An 11,744-nucleotide genomic window follows, 5' to 3' on the forward strand; every position below is an offset into this window, starting at 1 on the left:
TGGCAACGCGGTGCAGATGACCCGAGGCGCGGACCTCAACCACATCCGATCTGCCGCAGCGCAGGGACTCGTCCCCACGGACGCCCGGCTCATCTACTTCTCGTCGGCGTCCGGGTACACGCACCGCTTCGTCCAGAAGCTCGCCCTGCCCGAGGGGCAGACGGCGCGGCTGCCCGTGATCACGAAGGAGCCGACGCTGGAGGCCACCGCCCCGTTCGTCCTGCTCACCCCCACCTACGGCGGGGGAGACGGGAAGGGGGCGGTCCCCAAGCAGGTGATCAAGTTCCTCAACGTCGAGGGGAACCGGAGACTGCTGCAGGGCGTGATCGCCAGCGGCAACACCAACTTCAACGAGGGGTACTGCCTCGCGGGATACATCATCGCCCGCAAGTGCCAGGTGCCCCTGATGTACAAGTTCGAACTCATGGGCACGTCGGACGACGTGACCCGCGTCCGCGAAGGATTGGAAGGGATCTTCTGATGACCGTCACCGAGCAGGACCTCATCCAGCAGGCCAAGCACCTGCCGCCGGAGTGGCAGGGCCTGGGCTACCACGAGCTCAACGCCATGCTGAACCTGTATGGCCCCGACGGCAAGATCCAGTTCGAGGCCGACCACGCCGCCGCCCGGCAGTACTTCCTGCAGCACGTCAACAACAACACGGTCTTCTTCCACGACCTCGAGGAGAAGCTGACCTACCTGCAGGAGAACGACTACTACGAGTCCGAGACCTTCGAGCAGTACCCGTTCGAGTTCGTCAAGGGCCTGTTCGACCGTGCCTACAAGGCGAAGTTCCGCTTCCCGACCTTCCTCGGCGCCTTCAAGTTCTACACCTCCTACGCGCTGAAGACCTTCGACGGCAAGCGCTATCTCGAGCGCTACGAGGACCGGGTCTCCGTGGTGGCCCTCCACCTCGCCCAGGGCGACCAGGCCCTGGCCGAGCACCTCGTGGACGAGATGGTCGCCGGCCGCTTCCAGCCCGCCACCCCGACCTTCCTCAACGCAGGCAAGAAGCAGCGCGGCGAACTCGTCTCCTGCTTCCTGCTGCGCATCGAGGACAACATGGAGTCCATCGCCCGCGGCATCAACTCCGCCCTGCAGCTGTCCAAGCGCGGCGGCGGCGTGGCCCTGTCGCTCACCAACATCCGTGAGCACGGTGCCCCCATCAAGCAGATCGAGAACCAGTCCTCCGGCGTCATCCCCGTGATGAAGCTGCTCGAGGACTCCTTCTCCTACGCGAACCAGCTCGGCGCCCGCCAGGGAGCCGGCGCCGTGTACCTGCACGCGCACCACCCGGACATCCACCGCTTCCTGGACACGAAGCGTGAGAACGCGGACGAGAAGATCCGCATCAAGACCCTGTCCCTCGGCGTGGTCATCCCGGACATCACCTTCGAGCTGGCCAAGCGCAACGAGGACATGTACCTCTTCTCCCCGTACGACGTGGAGCGTGTCTACGGCAAGCCGTTCTCCGAGATCTCCGTCACGGAGAAGTACCACGAGATGGTGGACGACGCCCGGATCAAGAAGACCAAGATCAACGCGCGCGAGTTCTTCCAGACCCTCGCGGAGATCCAGTTCGAGTCCGGCTACCCGTACATCGTCTTCGAGGACACCGTGAACCGTGCGAACCCGATCGCCGGCCGCATCACCATGTCCAACCTCTGCTCCGAGATCCTGCAGGTCTCCTCCGCCTCGCAGTACAACGAGGACCTGACCTACGCCGAGGTCGGCGAGGACATCTCCTGCAACCTCGGCTCCATGAACATCGCGAAGACCATGGACTCGCCGGACTTCGGCCTGTCCATCGAGACGGCGATCCGCGCGCTGACCGCCGTGTCCACCATGTCCGACATCCAGTCGGTCCCCTCGGTGGCCAAGGGCAACGAGCGCTCCCACGCCATCGGCCTGGGGCAGATGAACCTCCACGGCTACCTCGCCCGCGAGCGGGTGCACTACGGCTCCGAGGAGGGCATCGACTTCACGAACATGTACTTCTACGCGGTGCTGTTCCACGCGCTGCGCGCCTCGAACAAGATCGCCATCGAGCGCGGTCAGAGGTTCGGCGGGTTCGAGGACTCGACGTACGCCTCCGGCGAGTTCTTCGACAAGTACACCGAGCAGGAATGGAAGCCCGCCACCGAGCGAGTCGCAGCCCTGTTCGCGGACGCGGACATCCACCTGCCGACCCGCGAGGACTGGCTCGAGCTCAAGGCCTCCGTCATGGAGCACGGCATCTTCAACCGCAACCTGCAGGCCGTCCCGCCGACCGGCTCGATCTCCTACATCAACAACTCGACCTCCTCGATCCACCCGGTGGCCTCGAAGATCGAGATCCGCAAGGAGGGCAAGCTCGGCCGTGTCTACTACCCGGCCCCGTACCTGACCAACGAGAACCTCGAGTACTACGAGGACGCGTACGAGATCGGCTACGAGAAGATCATCGACACCTACGCCGCTGCCACCCAGCATGTGGACCAGGGGCTGTCCCTGACGCTGTTCTTCAAGGACACGGCCACCACCCGTGACCTGAACCGTGCGCAGATCTACGCCTGGAAGAAGGGCATCAAGACGATCTACTACATCCGCCTGCGCCAGCTCGCCCTGGAAGGCACCGAGGTCGAGGGCTGCGTGTCCTGCATGCTCTGAGCCGGCCACGCGCCGTCCGCCGCCGCACCGGAAGGCGGCGGGCGGCCGTCGTCGTGATGCACGGAAGGGGCCGGGCGAGAACCCGCCCGGCCCCTCCGTCACACCCCTGGGGGACACCCCGGGGACACCCCGTTCCGCCCACGGCGAGGCACGCCCGACGTGTCCGGCCGTCGGCCTAGACTGACCACTCGAACAGCCGGGCTTCCGTGCGTGCCGATCACCCTGGAAGCCGCAAGAACACGCCGATTCTCCTGTGTGAGAAGCCGGCCCCACGTACCGCCGAAGGATGAGCACTCCGTGACTGACCAGCAGCACCACCTCGTCGAAGCGATCAACTGGAACCGCATCCAGGACGAGAAGGACGTCGAGGTGTGGAACCGCCTCGTGAACAACTTCTGGCTGCCGGAGAAGGTTCCGCTGTCCAACGACGCGCAGTCCTGGTCCAACCTGACCGACGACGAGCGCCTGCTCTCCATGCGGGTGTTCACCGGCCTGACCCTGCTGGACACCATCCAGGGCACCGTCGGCGCCGTGTCCCTCATCCCGGACGCCATCACCCCGCACGAGGAGGCCGTCTACACGAACATCGCGTTCATGGAGTCGGTGCACGCGAAGTCCTACTCCTCGATCTTCTCCACCCTCGCCTCCACCAAGGAGATCGACGAGGCCTTCCGCTGGTCCCGGGAGAACACGAACCTGCAGCGCAAGGCCGCGCTGATCGTCGAGCGCTACGACGGCGAGGACCCGTACAAGAAGAAGATCGCCTCCACCCTGCTGGAGTCCTTCCTCTTCTACTCCGGCTTCTACTGGCCGATGTACCTGTCCTCCCACGCGCGCCTGACCAACACCGCGGACCTGATCCGCCTGATCATCCGCGACGAGGCCGTGCACGGCTACTACATCGGCTACAAGTACCAGCGGAACCTCGAGACCCTGCCCGAGGAGAAGCGCGAGGAGCTCAAGGCCTTCACCTACGAGCTGCTCTTCGAGCTGTACGAGAACGAGGTCGAGTACACCCACGCCCTCTACGACTCCGTCGGGCTGGCCGAGGACGTCAAGAAGTTCCTGCACTACAACGCCAACAAGGCCCTGATGAACCTGGGCTACGAGGCGATGTTCCCGGCCGAGACCACCAACGTGAACCCGGCGATCCTCTCCGCCCTGTCCCCGAACTCGGACGAGAACCACGACTTCTTCTCCGGCTCCGGCTCCTCCTACGTGATCGGCAAGGCCGAGAACACCGAAGACGACGACTGGGACTTCTGAGCCCGCCCGCCTGACCTGCTCTGCACGCCCTCCCCGGCACCGAGCGGTCGACGACGGCCCGCATCCTCTGCGCGAGGGTGCGGGCCGCCGTCGTCTCCGACCGCCCTGCGGAAGGTCACGCGGCGTCATGCAGCCCGGTGCCGGGCGTGGAATCCCTCACATGCGCCCCCAGAAGCCGCCCGGAATGCCGTGTGCGGCGCGTGGACACGTTACGATCATGCCCAGCTTCAGGAGAAGCGGCTTACGGCCCCGCCGGCGAAGCGGGGCCACGTGGTCCCAGGACGAGCCGCTCACCAACCCCATGTTCACGGGTGGTATCGGACCGAGAAGCGGCCCACTTCCGCCGCGCGGAGGACCCCGACGACGGGGACGCGCGCGGTGGCTGGAGGCGGGCAAGAGCAGACCCTCGAAAGGAAGTACACCGGCGCGGCACGGGCGTCTCCGCCCTGGCCGCGCAGGCGTGGCCCCACCGGCGTCGGCACTCTCCGTCCCCGCCCCGGCCGGGCACGCCGTTCAGCACCGCACCCGACCCCGTCCCGGACGAGCCGAGGACGGGCAGGCGTCGTTTCCCCCTGTCCCAGAGGAGTTCCCCCATGTCCCAGCACCCCGCACTGTCCCGCCGTTCGTTCGGCGCCCTCTCCCTCGCCGCCGTCGGCTCCCTGGCCCTCTCGGCCTGCAACTCGCAGGCGCAGGACGACTCCGCCAACGGCGGCAAGGGCAAGATCGTCATCGGCATCGTGGGCGAGAACGAGACCAACAAGCTGTTCGTGGAGCTTGCCAAGAAGGAGCTGGACCTCGACGTGGAGATCCGCAACTTCACGGAGTACACCCAGCCGAACCCGGCGCTGGAGAACGGTGACATCCAGATGAACTGGTTCCAGCACATCGCCTACCTGGCCGACTACAACGAGGCCTCGGGCAGCGACCTGGTGATGATCGGCTCCACCGAGATCATCCCCCTGCCGCTGTACTCGAAGAAGTACAAGGACGTGGAGGACTTCCAGAAGGGGGACACCGTCGCGATCCCGAACGACACCGTCAACCAGGGCCGTGCCATCGGCGTGCTCGTGCAGGCCGGCCTGGTCACGCTCAAGAACGACACGATCCGCCCGGAGCCGAAGGACATCGACGAGTCCGCCTCCACCGTGAAGGTGCAGCCGGTGGCCGCGCAGCAGACCGTGAACGCGCTGGAGTCCGTGCAGGGCGCGGTGATCAACAACGACTTCTCCGCAGACGCCGGGATCGACACGAACACCGCCCTGTTCCAGGACGACCCGTCCGCAGACGCCGCCAAGCCGTTCGTCAACGGGTTCGTGGTCCGCCAGGAGGACAAGGACGACGAGACGTACAAGAAGCTCGCCGAGCTCTACCACAACCAGCAGATCCTGGACTCGGACGCCGAGCTCTCCTCCGGCACCTCCGTGCCGGTGCAGCTGGAGCAGGACGAGATCGATCGGGTCACCGAGGACTACCAGGCCGCGATCGCCGAGCAGGGCTCCTGATGCCCATGGCAGCGCACACCCCTGACCGAAAGCAGCTCGCCCCCGGGCGCACCGCAGAGGGCGCCGCGGGGGAGCCCGTCATCGTCTTCGACCACGTCAGCCGCGTCTTCGGCGGGCGCAGCGGCGAGGTCACGGCGGTGGACGACGTCTCCCTGACCGTCCACCGCGGCGAGGTCTTCGGAGTCATCGGCTTCTCCGGCGCCGGCAAGTCCACCCTGATCCGCATGATCAACGGACTGGAGAAGCCCACCTCCGGCACCGTCACGGTGCTCGGCGAGGAGGTCTCCGCGCTCTCCGAGGCGAAGCTGCGGCCGGTGCGTCGACGCATCGGCATGGTGTTCCAGCAGTTCAACCTCATGCACTCGCGGACCGTCGCCGGCAACGTGAACTACGCCCTGGCCACCGCCGGCTGGCCGAAGGCCAGGCGCCGGGAGCGTGTGGCCGAGCTGCTGGAGTTCGTGGGCCTGGAGTCCAAGGCGAAGCACTACCCGGAGCAGCTCTCCGGCGGGCAGAAGCAGCGCGTGGGCATCGCCCGTGCCCTGGCCGCCGAGCCGGAGATCCTGCTCGCGGACGAGGCCACCTCCGCGCTGGACCCGTCCACGACCTCCGAGGTCCTGTCCGTGCTGCGGCGCGTCAACGAGGAGCTCGGTGTGACGATCGTGGCCATCACCCACGAGATGGAGGTCATCCGCTCCATCGCGGACCGGGTGGCCGTGATGGACGCGGGCCGCGTCGTGGAATCCGGTCGAGTGTTCGACCTGTTCTCCCGCACGAACCACTCCGCGGATGCCGCGTCCTTCGTCACCACGGCGCTCAAGGACCGGCCCAATGCGGAGGAGGTGGCCCGCATCCGCCGGCGCACCGACGGGCGGTTGGTCATGGTGTCCCTGCGGGACGCCGCCGCGGTGTCCGCGGTACTCGGCACGGCCGGTCAGCGGGGCGTCGGATTCGAGATCGTCCACGGCGGCGTGTCCGCCACCAAGGACTCCGCGTACGGGCTGCTCACCGTGTCACTGACCGGGGAGGAGGCGGCGGTGGAGGACTTCCTCGCGGACCTGGGCCGCGCCGGAGACGTGCAGGAGGTGCAGCAGTGATCCAGGACTTCCTCAACCTCGACTGGGACTACTACGGCCCGGAGCTGTGGACCGCCATGGGGGACACCATCTACATGGTGATGTGGTCCTTCCTGCTCGGCGGCGCGATCGGCCTGGTCCTCGGATTCGTCCTCTACACCACGCGTCCCGGCGGCATCTTCGCGAACCGGGTGGTCAACCTGGCCATCAACGTCGTGGTGAACCTGATCCGGCCCATCCCGTTCGTCATCCTCATCGCGGCCCTGCAGCCGTTGACCATCGCGGTGGTCGGCAGCGGCATCGGCAACACCGCGGTGGTGTTCTGCATGATCTGGGCCTCCACGTTCGCCATCGCCCGCATCGTGGAGCAGAACCTGGTCTCCCTGGACCCCGGGGTGATCGAGGCGGCCCGGGCGATGGGCGCCTCACGGTGGCGGATCGTCACCACCGTGATGCTTCCCGAGGCGCTCGGTCCGCTGATCCTCGGATACACGTTCGTGATCATCTCGCTGGTGGACATGTCTGCACTGGCCGGCATCATCGGCGGCGGCGGCATCGGCAACTTCGCCATCGTGGAGGGCTACAACCGGTTCCGTCCTGCGGTCACCTGGACCGCGGTCATCGTCGTCGTCGTGTTCGTCCAGGCCCTGCAGCTGGTCGGCAACTGGGCGGCCCGCAAGGTCATGCGCCGCTGAGCGCCGGCTCGGCCCCGCGCCACGACGGCCGGTGACGTCCCTGCGGGGACGTCACCGGCCGTCGTCGTTCTGGCAGACTGAGGCCCATGACCGACAACGCGCCCACCCCCGAGTCCTCCGCCGGCGACCCGGCGGCCTTCTACGTCCGCCTCGGCGAGCCCACCGTGGATGCCGACGGCGTCCGCACCTCCCGCGTGCGCTCCACCGTGCACGCCCAGGGCGCGTGGCGGGCCGAGGAGATGCACATGGCCGCGGTCTCGGGCCTGCTGCTGCATGAGGTGAGCGCGCATGAGACCACGCCCGGGCTGCGGGTGGGACGGCTCTCCTACGACATCCTGGGCACGCTCTGGTCGGGCGAGCTCGAGGTGGTCACGCGCACCCTGCGTCCGGGCCGCACCATCGAACTGGTCGAGTCCGTGCTCCACGCCCGGGGCCGCACCGTGCTGACCCTGCGGGCCTGGCTGCTGTCCACCTCGGACACCTCCGCGGTCGCCCAGCTGCCGGACGAGCCCCTCCTGCCGCGCTCGCAGGCGGAGGCGCACAACGCGCTCCAGGGGTGGGCCGGCGGGTACATCGCCTCCCTCGAGGGCGTCACCGTTCCCGGTCACGCGCCGGGCCACGGCCGGGTGTGGATCACCACGGACCGTGAGATGGTGGCGGGGGAGCCCACGAGCGATCTGGTGCGCCTGATCGGACTCACCGATGCGGCCAACGGGATCGCCCCGGCCCTGCCGCCGAAGCCCGGCGGCTGGTTCTTCCCCAACGTAGACCTGCAGATCCATCTGTACCGCGAGCCCAGCGGCCACTGGCTCGGCCTCGCAGGCCAGGTCACCGTGGGCCCGGACGGCGTGGGCCTGACGAGCACCGTCCTCCATGACGACGACGGCCCCTTCGCCCACGTCGAACAGACCCTCACCCTGCGCTCCTGGCCGGCCGAGGGCGGCCTGTGAGCGCAGTCCGCCGGCTGCGCTGGGCGGTGCAGGAGCGGACCCTGGGGGCCGCCGAGGATCTCGACTGGGCCATGGGCGAGCTGTCCGTCTTCCGCACTGCCGCGGCGGAGGGGAAGGACCTGGACGATCTGATCCGTGTCTACGTGCCCGAGCCGACGGTCGCGTTCGGCCAGCGCGATACGCGGCTGCCCGGCTTCGAGGCGGCGGCAGCGGCGGCCCGGGCCCACGGCTTCGCACCCCTGACCCGCCGGGCCGGCGGACGGGCGGCGGCCTACCACCACGGCTGTGTGGTGGTGGACCACCTGTGCCTGCAGGAGGACGCGGCCGTGACGCAGCGGGCACGCTTCTCCGCGTTCGCCGACCTGTTCGTGCGCGCATTCGCCCGCATGGACGTGCCGGCCTCGGTGGGAGAGATCCCCGGGGAGTACTGCCCCGGCGAGTTCTCCGTGCAGAGCCCGGCCCCCGAGCACCCGGTGAAGCTGGCCGGCTCCGCCCAGCGTGTGGTCAAGGGCGCCTGGCTGTTCTCCACCCACGTGGTGGTCGCGGACGCCGCGCCGCTGCGTGCGGTGCTCACGGACGTCTACCGGGAGCTCGGCATGCCGATGGACCCGCGCACCGTGGGCGGGGCCGAGGACGTGCACCCCGGCGCGAGCGTGGAGCAGTTCGTGGCGGCGCTGCGCGCCGAGTACGCGGACTGGGCGGCCGAGCGCGGCATGTCCCTGGGTGACCTGGCGGTCTGACCCGGCTGCGGGCACGTCCGGACGGCCGGCGGCGGCAGGGCCCGGGCCGGTCGCACACGCCCGTGACCTGCGGCGCGGGCTCAGGCGTCCTCGGCGGGCGCACCGGCCATGGCGAACAGGTCGTGCTGCATGTCCGCCGTGGAGCGGGCCACGAATCCGGCGTCCACCGCGGCCTGCTTCCGGGCGCCGTCCGTGCGGAACAGGGCCCAGCCGCGCTGGAGCAGGAAGGGGATCGGCTTGCGGCGCTCGGCCACGTCCCGGGCGAAGCGGCGCACGGCGGTGGTCACCGGCGACTGGTCGATGTACCAGGCGTCGAAGGGCACCCCTGCCGCCTCGAGCAGGGCCGGCATCTGCGTGGCGAAGATGCCCTCGGCCACGATCGGCCCGCCCACGCCGCCGGCACCCGAGGCGCCGGCACCCGAGGCGCCGGCACCCGAGGCGTCGGCCTCGGAGCCATTCCCGTACTCCAGGTGCAACGGCACCGTGCCCACGATCGAGGACGTGGAGATGTCGTAGTCCGGGATCTGCGCGGTCCCGGTCTGACGCAGCTGCACGATCGCCTCGACGGCGGCCGGGCCGTTCCAGGTGCCCGGGTCGTCCCAGTCGATCTCCCCGTAGGGGGTGCGCGGGAAGGCCGGGCCGTCCCCGCCCTCGGCGGCATCCTCGGACTGCGGCCGGTAGAAGGAGTCCAGCGGCAGGTGCGGACGGCCGTAGCGGCGGGCGAGGAACGACTTGCCGGAGCCGGATGCCCCGCCGATCAGCACCACGCGTGGCCGGGGGGTCGCCTCGGCGGAGCCGGTGGTCCCGGACGCGGCGGGCTCGGTCTGGACGGGCTCGGGCTGGGCGGTGTCGTTCACGGTCACCCATTCTGACAGACCCTCCTCAGATGCTGTGCGCCTGCGGAAGGGCCACCGCGTCAGGGCTCCGAGGGCAGACGACGACGGACCCGGCGCCTTCCGCGGAAGGCACCGGGTCCGTCGCCGGGACGGGGCCGAAGGCCCGCACCGTGGTGCAGGGCGGTCAGTGGCCGCGGGCGATCCACTCGTCCAGGTGCGGTGCCTCCGCGCCGATGGTGGTGGAGTCGCCGTGGCCGGTGTGGACCACCGTGCGGTCGGACATCGGCAGCAGGCGCGTGGAGATGGACTCGATGATCGTGTCGAAGTCCGAGTAGCTGCGGCCGGTGGCGCCGGGGCCGCCGGCGAACAGGGTGTCGCCGGAGAACACGACGCCGGTGGGGGTGCCGTCCTCGTCCTTCTCGCCCAGGGCCGGGACGTGGAAGCACACCGAGCCGGGGGAGTGGCCCGGGGTGTGGCGGACCTCGAGCTCCACACCGGCCACGCGGAAGGTGTCGCCGTCCTGCAGGGCGCCGTCGGGGGCCTCGTCCGGGAACACGGCGTCCCAGAGCATGCGGTCGTCCGGGTGGATCAGCACGGGCGCGTCCACCATCCGGCGGAACTCCATGACCTGGCGGATGTGGTCGTCGTGGCCGTGGGTGAGCAGGATCGCCAGGACCTGACGGCCGTTGACGGCCTTCCACACGGCGTGCGCGTCATGGGCCGGGTCGATGACCACGCACTCCTCGGCGCCGCCGACGATCCAGACGTTGTTGTCCACCTCATGGGTCCCCCCGTCCAGGGAGAAGGTGCCGGAGGTGACGATGTGGTCGATGCGTGCCATCAGAGCACCACCACCGAACGCAGGACGTCGCCGGACTTCATGGTGTCGAAGGCCTCGTTCACCTCGTCGATGCCGATCTTCTCGGTGACGAACGCCTCCAGCGGCAGACGGCCCAGGCGGTACTGGTCCACGAGCATCGGGAAGTCGCGCTCGGGCAGGCAGTCGCCGTACCAGGACGACTTCAGGGCGCCGCCGCGGCCGAAGACCTCGAGCAGGGGCAGCTCGATCTTCATCTCCGGGGTCGGCACGCCCACAAGCACCACGCGGCCGGCGAGGTCGCGGGCGTAGAAGGCCTGCTCGTAGGTCTCCGGGCGGCCCACGGCCTCGATGACCACGTCTGCGCCGACGCCGCCGGTGGCCTCACGGATCGCCTCGACGGCGTCCTGCTCCTTCGAGTTCACGGTGACGGTGGCCCCGAGCTCCTCGGCCTTCGCCAGCTTCTTCGGGTCGATGTCCACGGCCACGATCGTGGTGGCGCCGGCCAGCTTCGCGCCGGCCACCGCGGCCACGCCGACGCCGCCGCAGCCGATGACGGCCACGGACTCGCCGCGCTTGACCTCGCCGGTGTTCACGGCGGCGCCGATGCCGGCCATGACGCCGCAGCCCAGCAGGCCGACGGCGGCCTGCTCGTCCACCGAGTCCACGCCGTCCACCCTGGTGCACTGGCCGGAGTGGACCAGGGTCTTCTCGGCGAAGGCGCCGATGCCCAGGGCAGGCTCCAGCTCGGTGCCGTCCTCCAGGGTCATCTTCTGCTCGGCGTTGAAGGTGGAGAAGCAGTACTTCAGGTCCCCCTTCTTGCAGGCGCGGCACTCGCCGCAGACGGCACGCCAGTTCAGGATGACGGTGTCCCCGACCTCGACGTTCGTCACGCCTTCGCCGACGGCGGAGACCACGCCGGTGGCCTCGTGGCCGAGCAGGTAGGGGTAGTCGTCTCCGATGCCGCCCTCGACGTAGTGCAGGTCCGTGTGGCAGACGCCGCAGGTCTTGATGTCCACGACGGCCTCGCCCGGACCCGGGTCCGGGACCACGATGGTGGTCAGCTCGACGGGGGCGTCCTTCGACCGTGCGATGACGGCCTTCACCTTCTGGGGCACGTGGGCTCCTCTCCTGTGGGGTGCACGGGCGGACGGTTGCGGCGCGTGTGTGCCGGTCCGGGGCCAGCGGGCCTTCGGGGGCCGCAGGCTGGTCGGAG

General features: G+C 69.2%; 11 protein-coding genes. 8 read left to right on the forward strand and 3 right to left on the reverse strand.

Annotated elements, in window-relative coordinates:
* Positions 1-16 precede the first annotated feature (16 nt).
* From nrdI to CEQ11_RS07310, 8 genes are all read left to right on the forward strand, one after another.
* Positions 17-481, forward strand: coding sequence for a class Ib ribonucleoside-diphosphate reductase assembly flavoprotein NrdI (nrdI, locus tag CEQ11_RS07275; RefSeq protein WP_088478962.1), 465 nt, complete (start codon positions 17-19; stop codon positions 479-481).
* Positions 481-2,649 carry a class 1b ribonucleoside-diphosphate reductase subunit alpha gene (nrdE, locus tag CEQ11_RS07280; RefSeq protein ID WP_087133465.1) on the forward strand — a complete coding sequence of 723 codons (2,169 nt, stop codon included), beginning with the start codon at positions 481-483 and terminating at the stop codon, positions 2,647-2,649. The genes nrdI and nrdE overlap by 1 nt, the downstream gene beginning before the upstream one ends.
* 297 nt (positions 2,650-2,946) lie before the next feature.
* Positions 2,947-3,915: a class 1b ribonucleoside-diphosphate reductase subunit beta gene (nrdF, locus tag CEQ11_RS07285; RefSeq protein ID WP_067190140.1), complete on the forward strand. Its 969-nt coding sequence runs from the start codon at positions 2,947-2,949 to the stop codon at positions 3,913-3,915.
* Between the two features lie 593 nt (positions 3,916-4,508).
* Positions 4,509-5,417 carry a MetQ/NlpA family ABC transporter substrate-binding protein gene (locus CEQ11_RS07290; RefSeq protein ID WP_067190142.1) on the forward strand — a complete coding sequence of 303 codons (909 nt, stop codon included), beginning with the start codon at positions 4,509-4,511 and terminating at the stop codon, positions 5,415-5,417.
* A gap of 5 nt (positions 5,418-5,422) precedes the next feature.
* Entirely contained in the window at positions 5,423-6,511 is a 1,089-nt protein-coding gene (locus tag CEQ11_RS07295; RefSeq protein WP_088478963.1) for a methionine ABC transporter ATP-binding protein, read from the forward strand.
* Complete coding sequence (locus tag CEQ11_RS07300; RefSeq protein ID WP_087133464.1) at positions 6,508-7,185, forward strand: methionine ABC transporter permease; 678 nt, start codon at positions 6,508-6,510, stop codon at positions 7,183-7,185. Before CEQ11_RS07295 ends, CEQ11_RS07300 begins: the two co-directional genes overlap by 4 nt.
* Positions 7,186-7,271: 86 nt before the next feature.
* Positions 7,272-8,135: a thioesterase family protein gene (locus tag CEQ11_RS07305; protein WP_088478214.1), complete on the forward strand. Its 864-nt coding sequence runs from the start codon at positions 7,272-7,274 to the stop codon at positions 8,133-8,135.
* Positions 8,132-8,875, forward strand: a complete 744-nt coding sequence (locus CEQ11_RS07310) for a lipoate--protein ligase (protein WP_088478215.1) — start codon at positions 8,132-8,134, stop codon at positions 8,873-8,875. Before CEQ11_RS07305 ends, CEQ11_RS07310 begins: the two co-directional genes overlap by 4 nt.
* A gap of 80 nt (positions 8,876-8,955) precedes the next feature.
* On the opposite strand, the gene CEQ11_RS07315 is transcribed toward CEQ11_RS07310, so the two are convergent.
* From CEQ11_RS07315 to CEQ11_RS07325, 3 genes are all read right to left on the reverse strand, one after another.
* On the reverse strand, positions 8,956-9,732 hold the full coding sequence (locus tag CEQ11_RS07315) for a uridine kinase (protein ID WP_227718789.1): 777 nt from the start codon (positions 9,730-9,732) through the stop codon (positions 8,956-8,958).
* A gap of 163 nt (positions 9,733-9,895) precedes the next feature.
* Positions 9,896-10,552: an MBL fold metallo-hydrolase gene (locus CEQ11_RS07320; protein ID WP_102957503.1), complete on the reverse strand. Its 657-nt coding sequence runs from the start codon at positions 10,550-10,552 to the stop codon at positions 9,896-9,898.
* Positions 10,552-11,646, reverse strand: coding sequence for an S-(hydroxymethyl)mycothiol dehydrogenase (locus CEQ11_RS07325; protein ID WP_067190150.1), 1,095 nt, complete (start codon positions 11,644-11,646; stop codon positions 10,552-10,554). Before CEQ11_RS07325 ends, CEQ11_RS07320 begins: the two co-directional genes overlap by 1 nt.
* Positions 11,647-11,744 lie beyond the last annotated feature (98 nt).

The organism is Micrococcus sp. FDAARGOS_333, assembly GCF_002206575.2.
GTDB lineage: Bacteria > Actinomycetota > Actinomycetes > Actinomycetales > Micrococcaceae > Micrococcus > Micrococcus lylae.

What these genes read in the sequence shown, in the direction of transcription:
- nrdI (WP_088478962.1), top strand. Translation starts at nt 17, where the DNA reads ATGACCCGAGGCGCGGACCTCAACCACATCCGATCTGCCGCAGCGCAG.
- CEQ11_RS07305 (WP_088478214.1), top strand. Translation starts at nt 7,272, where the DNA reads ATGACCGACAACGCGCCCACCCCCGAGTCCTCCGCCGGCGACCCGGCG.
- CEQ11_RS07290 (WP_067190142.1), top strand. Translation starts at nt 4,509, where the DNA reads ATGTCCCAGCACCCCGCACTGTCCCGCCGTTCGTTCGGCGCCCTCTCC.
- CEQ11_RS07295 (WP_088478963.1), top strand. Translation starts at nt 5,423, where the DNA reads ATGGCAGCGCACACCCCTGACCGAAAGCAGCTCGCCCCCGGGCGCACC.
- nrdE (WP_087133465.1), top strand. Translation starts at nt 481, where the DNA reads ATGACCGTCACCGAGCAGGACCTCATCCAGCAGGCCAAGCACCTGCCG.
- CEQ11_RS07320 (WP_102957503.1), bottom strand. Translation starts at nt 10,552, where the DNA reads ATGGCACGCATCGACCACATCGTCACCTCCGGCACCTTCTCCCTGGAC.